At 71.2% G+C, this 18,713-nt stretch carries 15 protein-coding genes and 1 tRNA gene; 11 read left to right on the top strand and 5 right to left on the bottom strand.

Annotated elements, in window-relative coordinates:
* Nucleotides 1–41: 41 nt before the first annotated feature.
* Both AQI70_RS31790 and glmS read left to right on the top strand, forming a co-directional pair.
* Nucleotides 42–299, top strand: coding sequence for a hypothetical protein (locus AQI70_RS31790; RefSeq protein WP_062155917.1), 258 nt, complete (start codon nucleotides 42–44; stop codon nucleotides 297–299).
* 13 nt (nucleotides 300–312) lie between these two features.
* A complete protein-coding gene (gene glmS / locus AQI70_RS31785; RefSeq protein ID WP_004001033.1) occupies nucleotides 313–2,130 on the top strand; it encodes a glutamine--fructose-6-phosphate transaminase (isomerizing) in 1,818 nt (605 codons plus the stop codon).
* A 149-nt stretch (nucleotides 2,131–2,279) separates the two neighbouring features.
* Here glmS and AQI70_RS31780 read toward each other — a convergent pair whose 3' ends face one another.
* Both AQI70_RS31780 and AQI70_RS31775 read right to left on the bottom strand, forming a co-directional pair.
* A complete protein-coding gene (locus AQI70_RS31780) occupies nucleotides 2,280–2,846 on the bottom strand; it encodes a GPR1/FUN34/YaaH family transporter (RefSeq protein WP_062155916.1) in 567 nt (188 codons plus the stop codon).
* Nucleotides 2,847–2,996: 150 nt separating this feature from the next.
* Nucleotides 2,997–3,524 carry a universal stress protein gene (locus AQI70_RS31775; RefSeq protein ID WP_062155915.1) on the bottom strand — a complete coding sequence of 176 codons (528 nt, stop codon included), beginning with the start codon at nucleotides 3,522–3,524 and terminating at the stop codon, nucleotides 2,997–2,999.
* Between the two features lie 320 nt (nucleotides 3,525–3,844).
* Here AQI70_RS31775 and AQI70_RS40435 point away from each other — a divergent pair, with 320 nt between their 5' ends.
* From AQI70_RS40435 to AQI70_RS31750, 5 genes are all read left to right on the top strand, one after another.
* The gene (locus AQI70_RS40435; RefSeq protein WP_004001030.1) at nucleotides 3,845–4,162 is read left to right on the top strand and encodes a hypothetical protein; all 318 of its coding nucleotides are present in this window, start codon (nucleotides 3,845–3,847) and stop codon (nucleotides 4,160–4,162) included.
* A gap of 377 nt (nucleotides 4,163–4,539) precedes the next feature.
* Entirely contained in the window at nucleotides 4,540–5,784 is a 1,245-nt protein-coding gene (locus AQI70_RS31765) for a helix-turn-helix domain-containing protein (protein ID WP_062155914.1), read from the top strand.
* A gap of 338 nt (nucleotides 5,785–6,122) precedes the next feature.
* Complete coding sequence (orn, locus tag AQI70_RS31760; protein ID WP_004001028.1) at nucleotides 6,123–6,725, top strand: oligoribonuclease; 603 nt, start codon at nucleotides 6,123–6,125, stop codon at nucleotides 6,723–6,725.
* Between the two features lie 116 nt (nucleotides 6,726–6,841).
* Nucleotides 6,842–6,914 (top strand) — tRNA-His (locus tag AQI70_RS31755).
* 66 nt (nucleotides 6,915–6,980) lie between these two features.
* Entirely contained in the window at nucleotides 6,981–7,505 is a 525-nt protein-coding gene (locus AQI70_RS31750; RefSeq protein ID WP_244181916.1) for a GNAT family N-acetyltransferase, read from the top strand.
* A gap of 265 nt (nucleotides 7,506–7,770) precedes the next feature.
* Here the strand turns inward: AQI70_RS31750 and AQI70_RS31745 are convergent, their stop codons facing one another.
* Complete coding sequence (locus tag AQI70_RS31745; RefSeq protein WP_062155913.1) at nucleotides 7,771–8,826, bottom strand: LacI family DNA-binding transcriptional regulator; 1,056 nt, start codon at nucleotides 8,824–8,826, stop codon at nucleotides 7,771–7,773.
* 379 nt (nucleotides 8,827–9,205) lie between these two features.
* Between AQI70_RS31745 and AQI70_RS31740 the strand changes: the two genes are divergently transcribed.
* From AQI70_RS31740 to AQI70_RS31725, 4 genes are all read left to right on the top strand, one after another.
* Nucleotides 9,206–10,531: an ABC transporter substrate-binding protein gene (locus AQI70_RS31740; protein WP_062155912.1), complete on the top strand. Its 1,326-nt coding sequence runs from the start codon at nucleotides 9,206–9,208 to the stop codon at nucleotides 10,529–10,531.
* Nucleotides 10,528–11,556, top strand: coding sequence for a carbohydrate ABC transporter permease (locus AQI70_RS31735; RefSeq protein WP_062155911.1), 1,029 nt, complete (start codon nucleotides 10,528–10,530; stop codon nucleotides 11,554–11,556). The genes AQI70_RS31740 and AQI70_RS31735 overlap by 4 nt, the downstream gene beginning before the upstream one ends.
* Nucleotides 11,553–12,446: a carbohydrate ABC transporter permease gene (locus AQI70_RS31730; protein ID WP_208607487.1), complete on the top strand. Its 894-nt coding sequence runs from the start codon at nucleotides 11,553–11,555 to the stop codon at nucleotides 12,444–12,446. The genes AQI70_RS31735 and AQI70_RS31730 overlap by 4 nt, the downstream gene beginning before the upstream one ends.
* 182 nt (nucleotides 12,447–12,628) lie before the next feature.
* On the top strand, nucleotides 12,629–14,047 hold the full coding sequence (locus AQI70_RS31725) for a GH1 family beta-glucosidase (RefSeq protein WP_063801626.1): 1,419 nt from the start codon (nucleotides 12,629–12,631) through the stop codon (nucleotides 14,045–14,047).
* A 190-nt stretch (nucleotides 14,048–14,237) separates the two neighbouring features.
* Here AQI70_RS31725 and AQI70_RS31720 read toward each other — a convergent pair whose 3' ends face one another.
* Complete coding sequence (locus AQI70_RS31720) at nucleotides 14,238–18,395, bottom strand: trypsin-like peptidase domain-containing protein (protein WP_062155908.1); 4,158 nt, start codon at nucleotides 18,393–18,395, stop codon at nucleotides 14,238–14,240.
* Entirely contained in the window at nucleotides 18,379–18,690 is a 312-nt protein-coding gene (locus tag AQI70_RS31715; RefSeq protein ID WP_062155907.1) for a trypco2 family protein, read from the bottom strand. The genes AQI70_RS31720 and AQI70_RS31715 overlap by 17 nt, the downstream gene beginning before the upstream one ends.
* Nucleotides 18,691–18,713 lie beyond the last annotated feature (23 nt).

Genomic DNA, 18,713 nt, shown 5'->3' with positions numbered 1-18,713 from the left:
GATTCTTGCGAAAGCGTCGCCGGTACCCCAGGATCTACCGGGTGCACGAGGAACTTGTCGATCACCTGACGCGATCCACGCCCCTGAGCAGGGGCGAGGCGCTGCGGGTGATCCAGGACGTGCTCGCCTATTTCGACGAGACGACCGAGGACTACGTCCGTCGCCGCCACCGCGAGCTGCAGGCCCAGGGCCTGGTCAACGCGACGATCTTCGAGCGGATCGAGGCGGACCTGAAATACCGGGCGGTGACGCCACCGGAGCTTACGCTCCGGCAGCTGCGCCGCATCGTCTACGGCTGAGGGACCTATCTGTATGTGCGGAATTGTCGGATACATCGGGAAGCGTGACGTGGCTCCCCTGCTGCTGGAAGGCCTCCAGCGGCTGGAGTACCGCGGCTACGACTCGGCGGGCATCGCCGTCACCTCCCCGAAGGCCTCGGGCCTGAAGACGGTGAAGGCCAAGGGCCGGGTCCGCGACCTGGAGGCCAAGGTCCCGGCGCGCTTCAAGGGCACCACCGGCATCGCCCACACCCGCTGGGCCACCCACGGCGCCCCGTCCGACGTGAACGCCCACCCGCACCTGGACGCCGAGGGCAAGGTCGCCGTCGTCCACAACGGCATCATCGACAACGCCTCCGACCTGCGCCGCAAGCTGGAGGCGGACGGCGTCGAGTTCCTCTCCGAGACCGACACCGAGGTCCTCGTCCACCTCATCGCCCGCTCACAGGCCGAGAAGCTGGAGGACAAGGTCCGCGAGACCCTGCGCCTCATCGAGGGCACGTACGGCATCGCCGTGCTGCACGCCGACTTCCCGGACCGCATCGTCGTCGCCCGCAACGGCTCCCCGGTCGTCCTCGGCATCGGCGAGAAGGAGATGTTCGTCGCCTCGGACATCGCCGCGCTGGTCGCCCACACGCGGCAGATAGTGACCCTCGACGACGGCGAGATGGCCACTCTCAAGGCCGACGACTTCCGCACCTACACGACCGAGGGCACCCGCACCACGGCCGAGCCCACCACCGTCGAGTGGGAAGCCGCCTCGTACGACATGGGCGGCCACGACACCTACATGCACAAGGAGATCCACGAGCAGGCCGACGCCGTGGACCGCGTCCTGCGCGGCCGCATCGACGACCGCTTCTCCACCGTGCACCTCGGCGGCCTCAACCTGGACGCCCGCGAGGCCCGCCGGATCCGCCGCGTGAAGATCCTCGGCTGCGGCACCTCGTACCACGCGGGCATGATCGGCGCCCAGATGATCGAGGAGCTCGCCCGCATCCCCGCGGACGCCGAGCCGGCCTCGGAGTTCCGCTACCGCAACGCGGTCGTGGACCCCGACACCCTCTACATCGCCGTCTCCCAGTCCGGTGAGACCTACGACGTCCTCGCCGCCGTCCAGGAGCTGAAGCGCAAGGGCGCGCGGGTGCTGGGCATCGTGAACGTCGTCGGCTCGGCGATCGCCCGCGAGGCCGACGGCGGCATCTACGTCCACGCCGGCCCCGAGGTCTGCGTGGTCTCCACGAAGTGCTTCACGAACACCACGGTCGCCTTCGCCCTCCTCGCCCTCCACCTCGGCCGCACCCGCGACCTCTCGGTCCGCGACGGCAAGCGGATCATCGAGGGCCTGCGCAAGCTGCCCGCCCAGATCGCCGAGATCATGGAGCAGGAGGCGGAGATCGAGAAGCTGGCCCAGCAGTACGCCGACGCCCGCTCGATGCTCTTCATCGGCCGTGTCCGGGGCTACCCCGTGGCCCGTGAGGCCTCCCTGAAGCTCAAGGAGGTCTCCTACATCCACGCCGAGGCCTACCCGGCCTCCGAGCTCAAGCACGGCCCGCTGGCCCTGATCGAGCCCGCCCTCCCCACGGTCGCGATCGTCCCCGACGACGACCTGCTGGAGAAGAACCGCGCCGCCATGGAGGAGATCAAGGCCCGCAGCGGCAAGATCCTCGCGGTGGCCCACCAGGACCAGGAGAAGGCCGACCAGACCATCGTCGTCCCGAAGAACGAGGACGAACTGGACCCCATCCTGATGGGCATCCCCCTCCAACTCCTCGCCTACCACACGGCCTTGGCCCTGGGCAGGGACATCGACAAGCCCAGGAACCTCGCCAAGTCGGTAACGGTGGAGTAAGCGCCCCGACAGGGGCGCGGGGAACTGCGCGAGCAACCCCCACAAACCCGCAGAGGCCGAACAAGAGAACGGACCCCCACGTGATGCCACCATTCACGGGGGGTCCGTCCATGTCGCCGGGGAGCCGCCCAACCCCCCGGCCTGCGCAGCTAACCGGTGGCCGTCACCCCCCGGCCCGCAGCGCGTCGCGGAAGCGCGGTCGGCCAGTGGGCCAGAGCCGCAGTCGCCGCATACCAGGCCACCGCACCCGCGGCGACGGCGAACCAGCCACCCACCTTGGTGAGCCCGTCATTGCCGGCGAAGTGGGCGATCGCCATGAGCAGCAGGGCGACGAAGAACAACCCGTGGGCACCCTGGCCGAGTTGGTCACCGCCCGCGAGGGTGAGGGACAGCGCCACGAGGGCGAACAGCAGCAGGAACAGCCCGGCCGCGTTGTCGGAGACAGCCGCGTCGGCGGAGACGGCCCAGGTGAACCACAGGGCCCCGAGCGCGACGAACGCGGTCCCGTTCGCGCTGTCACGATCCCGGAGCGCCACCAGACCGGCGACGAAGAGGGCAATGCCGCCCACGTACTGGGCGATTGATACGGCGTCAGCAGCCGACACACCGTCGATCACATCGGTGTACCCGAGGCCGAAGGCCAACAGGGTGATACCGAGGGCGAGTCGGCCGACCACGGTGGTGGTTCCGCTTCCCGCAGAGACGTCGTTGTCCACGGCGGGCTCCCTTCATGCATGTGCAGTTGTGCGGTGTGCCTTATATGCCCTTCACAAAGGCACAAACACCTCTACGCGCCAGTAGATTTATGCGCTGCACAAAGGAGGCCGCCCCTTCCCAGGCGCCATCTCGCCTGGGCCAACGGCGAGTTACGGAATGACAACGACAGGCCGCTTGGCCCGCTTGGCGAGCCGGCCCGCGACGGAACCGAAGATCCGGCCCACGATGCCGTGCGTGGAACCGACGACGATCGCGTCCGCCTCGTACTCCCGCCCGACCTCTTCGAGCTCGTGGCAGATGTCACCGCCGCGCTCGACCAGGATCCAGGGCACCTCGGCGAGATAGTCGGCGCAGGCGAGCTCCAGGCCGAGCACCTCGGTGCGGTGGTCCGGCACGTCGACGAAGACCGGCGGCTCGCAGCCGGCCCACACCGTGGTGGGCAGCCGGTTGGCGACGTGGACGATGATCAGGCCCGACCCGGAGCGATGAGCCATGCCGATGGCGTACGCAAGGGCGCGCTCACTGGAGGTGGAGCCGTCGAAGCCGACGACGACGCCGTGCTTGAAGGCGGGGTCGCAGGCGTGGCGTGGCTCTTCCGCCGCCAGGGGATCGGCCGCCGTCGGGTCGGCGACCGACCGCTTGCGGTCCGCGGGTTCGAAGAATTCGTGACCGGCCATGGCTGTCTCGGCGTTGTGATCCTTTATGGGTGGGACATCAGTGTGCGGCGGAGCTGTGTCCGGGAATGGTCTTCCCAACCCCATACCCCCAAGGGTACGGCGGCACGCCTCCTTAGCCCAGATCCCCGCTCGGGTCGCTGCGGGTTCCAGGGAGCATGCACGAGGGGACGCCCGTAACGCAATGGTTGCTGCGGTGTACAGGCGGTTTGCACAGGATTCACGCGCGTCCGCGGTCGGGTGGCCGCGCACCAGTGACCGACTGCCCGGGCACGCGTTGATCTCCGTGAGCCATCGCCAGGGAACCCAGGGAGCCCACACCCATGTCCGGACCACGCACGCCCTCCGAGGACAGCGCCACCGACGTGGTCCGGTGGGCGGCCTTCAGCTGCGTCCTGGTTCCCGTGGTCCTGCTCTGGTACGGCACCTCGCTCGCCGGCGCCGCCGGCACGGCCCTCGGCCTCGCCGCCGTGACGGCGGTCTGCCGCCTGCTCCTCCGCCACTCGGAACGCGGCGCGGCGCGCCTGCGGGACGCGGAACGCACCGGCCAGTCACTCCCCCGTCGCGGACGCCATCACAAGCCCCGCAGCGGGGGCCGTAGAGGCGGACGTCACAGTGGGGGAAATACACCGGTCGGCTGACCGGTTTCCGCGCACAGGAACGCTGCTTTTCAGCCAACTTCTGGCGCGCATGCATCCCCCGCCCAGAACACCCCCCAACCCCCGTTCCACCTGCACGGAAAGGGCCTCAGGGGCCCTGCGCACCCTACGTGGATTGGCCACCGCGACAAGGCGCACTTCCCTGCACGCTCCACGAGTGCAACGCTTCGTGATCGAATGCTTCACGCCAAGTTGCCAAGTCGACAATGTGCCGAGTGCCGAACCGGCCACTGAGGCACGACGCGACACAGTAGATTCGATCTTGACTGTCTACGGCGGGGGACTCGTGCAGGACCGAGGGGAAACGTGCAGGAGCGACACAACCGAGGAGCCGCGACCACCGAGGGGGGCTTAGCAGTATGAGCCACGACTCCACTGCCGCGCCGGAGGGCGCAGTCCGGAAACTGTCCGGGCGACGCCGCAAGGAGATCGTCGCGGTGCTGCTGTTCAGCGGCGGCCCCATCTTCGAGAGTTCCATACCGTTGTCGGTGTTCGGAATCGACCGCCAGGACGCCGGCGTGCCGCGCTACCGCCTATTGGTGTGCGCAGGCGAGGACGGCCCGCTGCGGACCACAGGGGGCCTGGAACTCTCCGCGCCACATGGCCTGGAAGCGATCTCGCGGGCGGGCACGGTCGTCGTGCCGGCCTGGCGCTCGATCACTTCGCCACCGCCCGAGGACGCACTCGACGCACTGCGTCGGGCGCACGAGGAAGGCGCCCGCATAGTCGGGCTGTGCACCGGCGCCTTCGTCCTCGCCGCGGCGGGCCTGCTGGACGGCCGCCCCGCGACGACGCACTGGATGTACGCACCGACGCTGGCCAAGCGCTACCCGTCGGTGCACGTGGATCCACGAGAACTCTTCGTGGACGACGGCGACGTACTCACCTCGGCGGGTACGGCGGCCGGAATCGATCTCTGTCTCCACATCGTGCGGACGGACCACGGCAACGAGGCGGCAGGGGCCCTGGCCCGCCGTCTGGTGGTCCCCCCGCGCCGCTCCGGCGGTCAGGAGCGCTATCTCGATCGGTCTTTACCGGAGGAGATCGGCGCCGACCCGCTGGCCGAGGTCGTCGCCTGGGCGCTGGAACACCTCCACGAACAGTTCGACGTGGAGACGCTGGCCGCGCGCGCGTACATGTCGCGCCGCACGTTCGACCGCCGCTTCCGCTCCCTGACCGGGAGCGCGCCGCTGCAGTGGTTGATCACCCAGCGGGTCCTGCAGGCACAGCGTCTGCTGGAGACGTCGGACTACTCGGTGGACGAGGTGGCGGGCCGCTGCGGCTTCCGCTCGCCGGTGGCGCTGCGCGGTCACTTCCGCCGTCAGCTCGGCTCGTCGCCGGCCGCGTACCGGGCGGCGTACCGGGCGCGGCGCCCACAGGGCGACAAGCCGGCGGACCCGGAAGCCACGACGGGCCCCGCCGCCCCGCCGGGCCCACCGCCCGCCCAGTACCCGGAGCACGGCCCGGTCCCGCCGCAGTCCCGCCGCACGGCGGCGCCGAGCACGCTGGGGACGTCCGCGTCGCTGTCGGTGCCGTCGGACCACGGCCGCGAGGCGTACGCCGGGAGCCGCGCGAGCCTGCCGGGGCAGCGCAGCGGGTCGTGACCTCGTGACGCCGGGCGGGCTGCTCAACACAGCCCGCCCGGCGTTCGCGTCCCGAGGCCGGCACGCGCCACCTCTTCCCGGCGTCCCAGCGGTACGACTTCCCGTTCACGCGGAGCCTGTCCCGCTCCGGTGTGCGGAGGTAGGCGCCGACGAATGGAACCGCGGCCGAACGTGCCACCTGGCGGGTCGTTCGGCACTCCGTCCCACCAGGGCAGTCAATCCCGCGCGCGCTGCGCCGGCCCGGTGAACCCGGCCCGCCCCAGGGCGGCAGCCCCCGGTGGAGGTCCGGCTGCACCGCCGGGCATCCCAAAAGGCGACGTCAGCTTTAGGGTGGTCGCATGAACGATCGCATGGTGTGGATCGACTGCGAGATGACCGGCCTCTCGCTGTCCGACGACGCGCTCATCGAGGTTGCCGCCCTCGTCACCGACTCCGAGCTGAACGTCCTCGGCGAGGGCGTGGACATCGTCATCCGCCCGCCGGACTCGGCGCTGGAGACGATGCCGGAGGTGGTGCGTCAGATGCACACCGCGTCCGGACTGCTCGCCGAGCTCCCCGGCGGTACGACGCTGGCGGACGCCGAGGAGCAGGTCCTGGCGTATGTACGCGAGCACGTGAAGGAACCCGGCAAGGCCCCGCTGTGCGGCAACTCCGTCGGCACCGACCGCGGCTTCCTGCTGCGCGACATGCCGACGCTGGAGGACTACCTCCACTACCGGATCGTCGACGTCTCGTCGATCAAGGAGCTGGCCCGCCGCTGGTACCCGCGCGCCTACTTCAACAGCCCCGAGAAGAACGGCAACCACCGCGCCCTCGCCGACATCCGCGAGTCCATCGCGGAACTGCGCTACTACCGCGAGGCCGTCTTCGTACCGCAGCCCGGCCCGGACTCGGACACCGCGAAGGCGATCGCGGCGAAGCACGTTCTGCCTGCTCAGTAGGCATTCGGGGGGTTCCCGCAAGGCCGCCGGGAAAGCCGTGCGCGAGCACCCCTTCGGACCCTGTACACTTTTTCTCGGCCGGTCGGGGACTCCGCGGAAGTCAACCGCCGGTCATGGTGGGTGTAGCTCAGCTGGTAGAGCACCTGGTTGTGGTCCAGGATGTCGCGGGTTCGAGTCCCGTCACTCACCCTCGGTGATCAGCCGGTGACTTCACGAGAAGTCACCGGCTGAGTCCTTTTTCAGGAGGGCATCACGGTGTCGAGCCGCGCCGACCAGCGCGTGTACGCCGAGCCCGTCCCCACCGCCCGCCTCGACCTCTTCCCGCTGCGCGTCGAGCACGCCGAGGAGATGGCCGGCGCCCTTTCCGATCCGGCGCTGCACACCTTCATCGGCGGTACCCCCTACTCCCCCGACGGCCTGCGCGCCCGTTACGAGCGGCTCGTCGCCGGATCTCCCGACCCGGCCGTCTCCTGGTGCAACTGGGTGCTGCGGCTGCGCACCCGGTCATGTCTCGTGGGCACCGTCCAGGCCACGGTCACCGAGGACCGCACCGCCGAGATCGCCTGGGTGGTCGGCACGCCGTGGCAGGGGCGCGGGTTGGCGTCCGAGGCGGCGCGCGGACTCGTCGCCTGGCTCGGGCGGCAGTCGGTCCGTACGGTCGTCGCCCACATCCACCCCGACCACCCGGCCTCGGCGGCCGTCGCCGCGGCGGCCGGCCTCACCCCGACCGACGAGGAGCAGGACGGCGAGACCCGGTGGCGGCTGCCGCTACAGCCCTGACATGGCCGCCCGCCATGCCGCCGCCAAGTCCCGCCCACTCCCGAAGCGTTCGCCAGGCTCGTTCCTCGTCACCCGGGAGCCGGTCCGCCGTGAGGGAGAACGGACCCGGGCGGTACTCGTCGAGGTCGATCAGATGCCTCGCGTGCCCTCGAAGTCGTACAGGAACGCGCCGCCGTAGAGGTCGACGGCCGCGTGGCCCGACGCCTCGACCACCACGTGGGCGTCCAGGACGCGAGCGAGGGCGCGCAGGATCCGGGGTGGCCGCTCATGACGACGTGCGCGGCACCAGTTCCGTCGCCAGGACCACCTGCCGCCGCTCCAGGCCCCGGGACACCGACGGGCGGCGGTCGGCGATCTCGGCGAGGAGGAGGTCCAGCATCCGGCGGCCCATGTCCTCTATGGGCTGGCGGACGCTGGTGAGCGGCGGGTCCATGTGGCGGGCTATGGCGGAGTCGTCGTAGCCGACGAGGGCCACGTCGTCGGGGATGCGACGGCCCGCCTCGCGCAGGACCTGGCGGGCACCCGCCGCCGTCACGTCGGAGCCCGCGAAGACCGCGTCCAGGTCGGGGCAGCGCTCCAGGAGTGCCTCCATCGCCCGGCGGCCCCCCTCCTCGGTGAAGTCGCCCGGCTCGATCAGCCGCTCGTCCACCCCGTACCCGGCGTCGCTCAGGGCGTCGCGGTAGCCGTCGACGCGGCGCTGGGCGCCGTAGACGTCGAGGCGGCCGGTGATGTGGGCGATCCGGGTACGGCCGCGGGCCACCAGGTGCTCCACGGCCGAACGGCCGCCGCCGTAGTTGTCCGAGTCCACCGAGGTCAGGGTCTCCGCGGCCGACCTCGGGCCGCTGATCACCGCCGGGATCTCCAGCTGGGCCAGCAGATCGGGCAGGGGGTCGTCCGCGTGGACCGAGACCAGGAGGACGCCGTCCACCCGGTGGGCCGCCAGGTACTGGGCCAGCCTGCGCCGCTCCCGGTCACTGCCCGCGAAGATCAGCAGCAGCTGCATCTCGGTGTCGGAGAGCCCGGCGCCCACACCCTTGAGCATGTCCGAGAAGTACGGCTCCGCGAAGAAACGCGTCTCCGGCTCGGGCACGACCAGCGCGATCGCGTCCGTGCGGTTCGCCGCCAGGGCGCGGGCCGCCGTGTTGGGGACGTAGCCGAGCTCGGCCACCGCCGCTTCCACCGCCGCGCGGGTCGCGTCGCTGACCCGGGGCGAGCCGTTGATCACCCGGGAGACGGTGCCGCGGCCGACACCCGCGCGGGCCGCCACCTCTTCGAGGGTCGGCCGGCCGCCGCTCCGGCCCCGCGTTCCGTGGGTTGCCATGGGCTCCGCCTCCCGTTGACCATTTCGTTGGCCTGGAATTTAACAGCACCTGTCGGTGCGGTGAGCGTCCGTGGGGGCCGTCGATCAAGACCGCCACTTCAGCCAACCGGTGCCGATCTTGGCCGACTTCGCACCCCCGTCGCCGGCTCTGGCGAGTTAGCTAACGGGCCGATAACTGAACACATAACTCCGCGCCCGCTCCCTTGACACCCCCGGCCGGACCGACGAACCTTCAACACATCACATGTGGGAGCGCTCCCACACTACCTGACACATACATGTCCCGCACGTTCCCCGCCCGAGCCGCAGCGAGAACAACGAACGGGCCCAACAGTGCAGTTGGCCGGGGGGTCGGCAGGTCAGGCAACAGGAGGACGCAATGCGCACGAGTACCCGCGGGTCCCGCCGGCTGATGGCCCTCGCGGCCGTCGCCGCGCTGACGACAGGGCTGCTCGCCGGCTGCGCCGAGGACTCGGACGACGGCTCCACGAACGAGGGCGGGGGCAACGGCGGCGGTGGCAGGACCACCCTCACCGTCGGCACCTTCGGCACCTTCGGCTACAAGCAGGCCGGCCTCTACGACGAGTACATGAAGCTCAACCCCGACATCACCATCAAGGAGAACGTCACCACCCGTACCGACGTCTACTGGCCCAAGGTCCTCACCCGCCTGCAGGCCGGCGCCGGTACCGACGACATCCAGGCCATCGAGGTCATGAACATCACCGAGGCCGTGCAGACGCAGGCCGACAAGTTCGTGGACCTCGGCAAGGAGGTCGACAAGTCGCAGTGGCTGGACTGGAAGAACGCCCAGGCCACCACCGAGGACGGCAAGCTGATCGGACTCGGCACCGACATCGGCCCGATGGCGATCTGCTACCGCAAGGACCTGTTCGAGAAGGCCGGCCTGGAGACCGACCGCGCCAAGCTCGCCGAGCAGTGGAAGGGCGACTGGGGCAAGTACGTCGACCTCGGCAAGCAGTACATGAAGAAGGCGCCCAGCGGCACCAAGTTCGTGGACTCGGCGTCCTCGGTCTACAACGCGGCCCTCGGCGGCGGGACCGAGCGCTACTACGAGAAGGACGGCACCGTCGTCTGGGACGAGTCGGACGGCGTCAAGAAGGCCTGGGACGTCGCCATGGAGGTGGCGACCAGCGACATGTCGGCGAAGCTGAAGCAGTTCGACAAACCGTGGGACCAGGGCTACGCGAACGGCACCTTCGCCACGGTGGCCTGCCCGGCCTGGATGATCGGCTACATCCTGGAGAAGTCCGGTGACTCCGGCAAGGGCAAGTGGGACGTGGCCGCCGCGCCCACCGCGGCCAACTGGGGCGGCTCCTTCCTCGGTGTGCCGACGGCGAGCAAGCACCAGAAGGAGGCCATCGCCCTGGCGAAGTGGCTGACCGCGCCCGAGCAGCAGGCGAAGGTCTTCGCCAAGCAGGCCAGCTTCCCGTCGACCCCGTCGGCGTACTCGACCCTGAAGCCGGCGGCCGCCACCACCGAGTACTTCTCGAACGCGCCGATCACCCAGATCTTCTCCGACTCGGCGAAGACCATCCCGACCCAGTACTTCGGCATCAAGGACCAGGCGATCAACACCGCGCTGACCGACATCGGCATCCTCCAGGTCGAGCAGAAGGGCAAGAGCCCTGACCAGGGCTGGGACGCGGCGGCCAAGGAGATCAAGGACGTGCTCGGCCAGTGAGCAGCCCCAAGCAGGCTCTCGCGCAACCCGCGTCGAGCGCCGACGCCGCGCCCGGTGAGCAGCCGGGCGCGGCCGGCCGCGCTCACGGTCGCGGTACGCCGGACCCCGGCCGCAGTTCCTGGCGGAGCCGGCTGTACCGCTGGGACATGAAGGCGTCGCCGTACGCGTTCATCTCCCCCTTCTTCATCGTCTTCGGGGCGTTCTCGCTGGTCCCGCTGCTGTACACGGCCTGGTACTCGCTGCACAACGTGCAGCTGGCGAACCTGGACAGCCAGACCTGGGCCGGCCTGGACAACTACCGGAACCTGCTGTCCTCGGACTTCTTCTGGAACTCCCTGTGGGTCACCTTCACCGTCGGTGTGATCTCGACCGTGCCACAGCTGCTGATGGCACTGGGGCTCGCCCACCTGCTCAACTACAAGCTGCGCGGCTCGACCGTGTGGCGGGTCGTGATGCTCACCCCGTACGCCACCTCGGTGGCGGCGGCGACGCTGGTGTTCGTGCTGCTGTACTCCTGGGACGGCGGCATGATCAACTGGATCCTCGACTTCTTCGGGATCGACCCGGTCAACTGGCGGGAGTCCGACTGGGGTTCCAAGTTCGCCGTCTCCTCGATCGTGATCTGGCGCTGGACCGGCTACAACGCGCTGATCTACCTGGCCGCCATGCAGGCGATCCCCTCCGATCTGTACGAGTCGGCGTCGCTCGACGGGGCGAACCGCTGGCAGCAGTTCCGCCATGTGACGATCCCGCAGCTGCGCCCGACGATCCTGTTCACGGTGGTCGTCTCGACGATCGGCGCGACCCAGCTCTTCGGTGAGCCGTTGCTGTTCGGCGGGGTGAGCGGGTCCAAGGGCGGTTCCGAGCACCAGTACCAGACGCTCGGTCTGTACATGTACGACCAGGGCTGGATCATCGGCAACCTCGGCAAGGCGTCCGCGATCGCCTGGACGATGTTCCTGATCCTGCTGATCATCGGCGTGATCCAGATGCTGATCTCGCGACGGCTGAGGAAGTCCCAATGACGGCAAGTGATGTGACCCTCCCTCGGGCGGACCGGCCCAGGCGCGAGCGCCGTCGGGTGATGGGCGCCGGCAAGCAGCTGCACGCCGGTCCGGTCACCTACCTGGTGCTGACCCTGTTCGCGCTGGTCTCGCTGGCCCCGCTGGTGTGGACGGCGATCGCGGCCTCGCGCACCGACCGGCGGCTCGCCGAGACCCCGCCGCCGCTGTGGTTCGGCGGGAACCTGTTCAAGAACATGCAGACCGCGTGGGACGAGGCCGGGCTCGGCACCGCGATGTTCAACACCACGTTCGTCGCGGCCACGATCACGGTGAGCACGGTGCTGTTCTCCACGCTCGCCGGATTCGCCTTCGCCAAGCTGCGGTTCAGGTTCTCGGGCGTGCTGCTGATGCTCACGATCGGCACGATGATGGTGCCGCCGCAGCTGGCCGTCGTACCGCTGTATCTGTGGATGGCGGACCTCGGCTGGTCCAACCAGCTCCAGACGGTCATCCTGCCGACGCTGGTCACCGCCTTCGGCACGTTCTTCATGCGGCAGTACCTGGTGCAGGCGCTGCCGACCGAGCTGATCGAGGCGGCGCGGGTGGACGGCGCGAGCAGCCTGCGCATCGTCTGGCACGTGGTCTTTCCGGCCGCCCGGCCCGCGATGGCCGTACTGGGCCTGCTGACCTTCGTGTTCGCCTGGAACGACTTCCTGTGGCCGATCATCGCCCTGAACCAGGAGAACCCGACCGTGCAGGTCGCCCTCAACTCCCTCGGTACCGGCTATGTTCCCGACCAAGCGGTGATCATGGCGGGTGCCCTGCTCGGTACGCTGCCGCTGCTGATCGCCTTCCTGCTGTTCGGCAAGCAGATCGTGGGCGGCATCATGCAGGGCGCGATCAAGGGCTGACGCCCGGTCGCCCCGCTTCAGCTGTACGGCCTTCCGGGACGTACGCCCCCGGACCGTACGGCCTCCGGGGGCCGGGTCAACGCCGCCTCGGCCCTCGGGATCCTTCCCCCCTCTCCTCCTACTCCCCTCCTACCTCGTCGGTCTCCACGACCCCCTATGGGAGCGCTTCCATGCCTGAGCCCATGACCTCCGTGTCCTTTCCCCCCGCCTTCCTCTGGGGCGCCGCGACCTCGGCGTACCAGATCGAGGGGGCGGTGCGGGAAGACGGTCGCACCCCCTCGATCTGGGACACCTTCAGCCATACGCCGGGCAGGACGGCCGGCGGCGAGCACGGTGACATCGCTGTCGACCACTACCACCGCTACCGCGAGGACGTGGCGCTGATGGCCGAGCTCGGCCTGACCGCGTACCGCTTCTCGGTCTCCTGGTCGCGCGTACAGCCGACGGGCCGGGGCCCGGCGGTGCAGGTGGGCCTGGACTTCTACCGCCGGCTGGTGGACGAGCTGCTGGCGCACGGCATCAAGCCCGCCGTCACCCTCTACCACTGGGACCTGCCGCAGGAGCTGGAGGACGCGGGCGGCTGGCCGGAGCGCGACACGGCGTACCGGTTCGCGGAGTACGCGCAGATCGTCGGCGAGGCGCTGGGCGACCGCGTGGAGCAGTGGATCACCCTCAACGAGCCGTGGTGCAGCGCGTTCCTGGGCTACGGGTCGGGTGTGCACGCGCCGGGCCGCACCGAGCCGGCGGCCTCGCTGCGGGCCGCCCATCACCTCAACCTGGCGCACGGCCTGGGCACTTCGGCCCTGCGCTCGGTGATGCCGGCCCGCAACTCGGTGGCGCTCAGCCTCAACTCCTCGGTGGTGCGCCCGCTGTCGCAGGACCCGGCGGACCTGGCGGCGGCCCGGAAGATCGACGACCTGGCCAACGGCGTCTTCCACGGTCCGATCCTGCACGGCGCGTACCCGGAGACGCTGTTCGCGGCGACGGAGCTGGTGACGGACTGGTCGTACGTCCTGGACGGCGACCTGGCGGCGATCAACCAGCCGCTGGACGCCCTGGGGTTGAACTACTACACCCCGACGCTGGTCTCGGCCGCGGAGCCCGACGTGGCCGGCCCGCGGGCGGACGGGCACGGGCAGAGCACCCACTCCCCCTGGCCGGGCGCGGACGACGTCGCCTTCCACCAGACCCCCGGTGACCGCACCGAGATGGGCTGGACGATCGACCCGACCGGTCTGCACGAGCTGATCATGCGCTATACCCGGGAGGCGCCGGGCCTGCCGCTGTACATCACCGAGAACGGGGCGGCGTACGACGACAAGCCGGACCCGGACGGCCGCGTCCACGACCCGGAGCGCATCGCCTATCTGCACGGCCATCTGTCCGCGGTCCGCCGCGCGATCACGGACGGCGCCGATGTCCGGGGCTACTACCTGTGGTCCCTGATGGACAACTTCGAGTGGGCGTACGGGTACGGCAAGCGGTTCGGGGCGGTGTACGTCGACTACTCGACCCTGGCCCGGACGCCGAAGTCGAGCGCGTACTGGTACGGGAAGGCGGCGCGGACGGGGACGTTGCCGGAGGTGGAGCAGGAGCTCTAGCGGACGGCACTCGGCCGGGGACGGGGCGCGGCACGCGGAGGGGACGTGCCGCGCCCCGGCGTGGTGCGCCCCGGTGGCCGGACGTACGCCGCCTCGGCCGGTTCAGGCCTTGCCCGGGCCTGACCCTGACCCTGACCCTGCGCCTGCGCCCGCCCCTGCCCCTGCCCCTGCCTCGGCCTCTGCCTCGGCTCTAGTCGTCGGCGAGTCCGATATGTGCGCTGACCACGTCCCCCGCACGGCGGACGGCCTCGGGGGCGAGCGCGGCGAGAACGGGGACGGCGTGGTGCCAGCCGTCCGGGGTGAGGGCCTCGGCGAGGAGAGCTCTGGCCCGGGCCAGGTCCGGGCCGGCGGCGGGCGGGTGCAGGAGTGCGGCGAGGCGGCGGGCGAGTGAGACGCGGATGCCGCCACCACCGCCGATCAGCCCGCCGGGATCGACGGGTGCGCAGGCGGCGTGCCCGGCGAGGGCGGCGAAGGCGGCCGACGTGAGTTCCTCGTCGAGCCCCGAGCCGCGGCTGACCGCATGAGCCGCGGCATGGTCGCCCAGCACCGTGTACGCGAGGGCTGCCATGACCGCCGACCGGTAGGAACGGGAGTGTCTGTCCTCCGAGGCGAGCCGGTCGAGGTGGCGCCGGGCGCTGTCGGGGTCGGTCGCGGCGGTCCGCAGGGCGAGCAGGGCCCGGTCCTCATGGTCACGCTCCGCGAGGTCGTTCCCGTCGAAGCCGTCCAGCAGGGCACGGACCCGGGCGGCGCGTCCGGCGTCGTGGGGAACCGTCGCGGCCAGCAGCCCGAGAAGCGCCCGTACGAAGTCCGAGGAGGTGTCCCGGGAGTCCCCGAGCAGGTCGTCGACCAGGCGTTCCGCCGTGCCGGGGTCGTACGGCCACACGGACGCGGCCACCAGTGCGTGGGCCTGGTCGAGGTGGAACGTGTCCCCCCACCCCTTGTGCAGCCGTCGCGCCACCTGCAGCGCGCGCTGCCCCTGCCCGGTGCTCGCCAGGGCCTGGACGACGGCCATCAGCACTCCCGCTCGCACGACGTCGTCCCAGCCGCCGGAGAGTTCGGCCGTGCGGTCGGCCTGTCGCGCGAACCGCAGCGCCCGGGAGGTGTCCGTGCCCACGAGGGCCAGGGACGCGGCGGCGTAGGCGAAGGCGCGCATGTCGTGCGTACGGATCGCCTCGACGAGACGCTCGGCGTCATCGGGTGCGCCCGCGGCGGCCAGTGCTCCCGCGAGGGCGGCGAGGCGCTCGTCCTGGGGGAGGTCGTCCATCCAGCCGTAGGCCTGGTCCGTGCCGCCTCTGAGGTGGTTGCCCCACTCGGCCCGGTGGAGCAGTCGCAGCGCCCGGGCGGGATCGGAGTCGGCGAAGTGGTCGGCCAGCGCGGTGAGCGCTCCGGCGACTCCCCACCACCACCAGGTGTCCGTGCCCGTGAGCAGCAGGGTCTCCAGGTCGTCGGCGGCGCCGGCGGCGACGAGCAGTTCGACGACCCGGGCCGAGAAGTCGTCCTCCTCGGCGGGCTCCTGGAGCTCCCAGAAGTGCTGGAGTTCCTGCCATGCCTCGGCGGCCCGGCCCTCGCGGGCCCGCACCGCGGCCATGGCCGGCCTGGTGTCCCGCGACGGCTCGGCCCACCGCCGCAGTCCCTGCCTGAGCTCCTCCGCCTCGGACGCGCGACCGGTCGCGGCGAGCGCGGCCACCGCCTCGTAGGCCGCCTCCCGATCGTCGGGACGGCTCCGGCCGACGTCGTCCGTGACTTCGAGGGCGAGCCGGACCATGGTCCGCGCCTGATGCGGGCGGACGGGGTGCAGGACCTCCGCGGCGGCCGCCGGGACGCTTCCGAGGTCGTGCGCGTGTTCCTCGGCGAGGGCGACGACGGCGTCGTACAGGACCGCGGCACGGCTCGTGTCCCCGTGGGCCGTCCATGCCCCGGCCGTGAGCCCGAGGGCGTGGACTCGGTCGGGCACCTCGGTGATCCGCCGGGCCAGTTCCTCCGCGCGGCCCAGCAGCCGGGCCGCGCACCGTGGATCCCGGGCGGCGCGGGCGGCCATGGTGTGGGCCGCGACGCCCGGCAGGGTGTCCGGCAGCCGCAACTCGCCGAGCCGGCGCAGTGCCTGGGCTTCGTCCCCGGTCCTCATCAGCAGGACGGCCAGCCGGCCCAGGGCCGCGTCGAGGATCTCCTCGCCATGGGGCCACCGGTACCTCTCCACCGACTTCCGCGTCAGTTCCAGCGCCTCCCGCGCCAGCCCCACGGCCCGCCGGTCACCCGTCCCGGCCAGCACGCCCGCCACCCCGGCCAGCGCGCGTGCGCGGTTGAGCGGGTCGAAGACGCTGCGGGCCAGCCCGATGGCGTGGCGCACCCGGCCAAGTCGGGCGTAGACCGCCGGGATGTCCGGGTGCAGTGACTCGTTGCGCCGGGAGATCAGATCCGCCACGGCCGCGAGGGCCGCCAGCTGTCCGAGGTCGTCGGGGGCGGTGCGGTGCACGACCCGGCGGGCCGCCGCGATCTCCGCGAGGCAGGCCGCGTCGCTGCCGGTGACCTCCCGCAGCCGGTCGCGCCGACGGGCGTCCGTGGCGAGGGCACAGGTGCGGCGGGTGTCCTGGAGCTGTGCGGCCAGACGGCCGTACGGCTGGAGCAGATACAGCGGGGTGTCGGCGGGCCAGCCCTTCTCCGCGTAGGCCTCCGCCCAGGTGTGCAGCCGGCCGGCGTAGGTGTCCAGGTCGGGGCCGAGTTCCTCCTGGGCGGCGGCGAGCAGGGTCTCGTGGGCGAAGAGGAAGCCACGGCCGGAGACGTACAGCGACACATCGCCGCCGCTGTCATCGAAGCCACCGCGCTCACGCAGGATCCGGCCGAAGGCGCTGCCGAGCCGCCGGCGCAGTTCGTGGGCCTGGGCGCCGGTCAGTTCGCGCAGGTCGTCGACCGTGAGGGTGCCACGGGCCGCGGTGAGCAGGCCGACCAGGTCGATCTGCAGCCGGTCGCCGGACAGGGCCCGCCGCAGGTCGAGCTCGGCCTGGTACTCGATGTGCCGTGCCGCCGCCGTCGCGGTGAGTTCGAGGACCCGGCAGTGACGGAGGGGGTGTTCGTCCCGCACGTCCAGCGGGAGGCCGGGGCTCGGTCGGCCGGTCACCAGGACACGGACGTTCGGGGGAGGCCGCCGGGGCAGCAGCGAGGCGATGCTCGGGCCGTTCCCGTCCGCTGTCAGGGACTGGTCCTCGTCGAGCCCGTCCACCACGAGGAGCAGTGTGCCCCCGTACTGCGCGACGCGTTCGGCGGCCTTGCGCAGGAGCAGGCCGCGCAGTCCGTCGCGGGCGGCGGGCGAGTGGTGGCCGGCCGGTTCGTGGCCCGCGATGGCGGCGAGCTGGTCGATGAGGGCGCCGGTGAAGGCGTCGCTGTCCGACTGGCGCGCGTTGCGGGAGGTGACGAAGAACCACACCGGGACGACTCCGCGGGGCGGGTGCAGTGCGAACCACGCGGCCAGCGACGTCTTGCCCGCCCACGGCCGCCCCTGAAGCCTCAGATACTGTTCGGGGCCGCTGCAGAAGGCGACGAGTTCGCGAAGTTCGGCCGCCCGGTCCTTGAGTTCCTCGGGGGCGAAGTCATCGGCGAGCTGGGTGCGGTAGGCCTCCTGGATCAGGTCGAACGTGGTGGCCGGTATCGCGTCGGGCAGTGCCTCGGGGGTCAGGCCGCAGCCCAATGCCCGTTCGAGTGCGGCCAGTTCCGCTTCGGGCAGGGCCTCGGCCCAGCGGTCGACCCGGTGCGCCGCGACCCGGCCGGGGCCGTCGCCGCGGTGCCGGCGGGTGACGATCCCGACGAGCCGGCCATTGCCGAAGACGGCCGCGCCGGACATGCCTTCCCAGGGGTCCCGTTCGGGATCCGGGTCCTCGGCGGGCGGCGAGGGGACGGTGAGGTCGAGGGTGCCCTCGCGCCCGTTGGAGAGAACGGCACAGCTCGTGCGGATGTGCTCCGCATCGCGGAAGCGCGAACCGTCGTCGTCCGTACGGAGCTTGAAGCGTGGGTAGCCCATGGTGGTGCAGGGCAGCACCGCGTCCTGGTCGCCGATTCGGCCGAAGCCGGCGGGCACGACGTCCGTGACCGGCTCGGCCGGGAGGGCGAGGACCGCGACGTCGACGGCGTCGTGCCGGTAGAGCACCTCGGCCGCGACGGTCCGCTCGCCCGGCCGGTCGGCCTGGAAACGGACCCGGACGTCGCTCGCGCCGTCGACGACATGGGCGGCGGTGAGCACCTTGCCGGGCGCGAAGAGGTAGCCCGTGCCACGCCTGGCCGCACCACGGTCCGGCGGCGCGACGATGATCTCGGCGACCCGCTCCGGCCGCAGCCCCCGCTCAGCGCTCGCCGTCAACCTCGCCGCCCGCGATCAGCACCGGCCGGGCCGCGCTTCCGTCCGCCGGAACGGCCCTGGGCGTGAGGGTGACCGTGACCCGCTGCGTCTGCGCCTGCGTGTACTTGCCGTTCGCCCCGGCGTCGACGACCCACAGCCGCACCTTGCCGTCCGCACTCGCCTCCCGGCTGACGGCGACGGTCGCCTCGACCTCCACGGGACCGAGCTCGAACCGCAGGGGCTCGCCCTGCCCATCGGCCAGGGCCGTGGCCAGCTGCTGCCGCAACTCACGGATCATGTCGGCCAGTTCGATCACGCTTCCCCCTTGTGCCACGGAGC

This window comes from Streptomyces curacoi, from assembly GCF_001513975.1.
GTDB classification, from domain to species: Bacteria; Actinomycetota; Actinomycetes; order Streptomycetales; family Streptomycetaceae; genus Streptomyces; species Streptomyces curacoi.
Note: the sequence above shows the minus strand (reverse complement) of the source record. Positions and strands in the feature narration are given on the sequence as shown.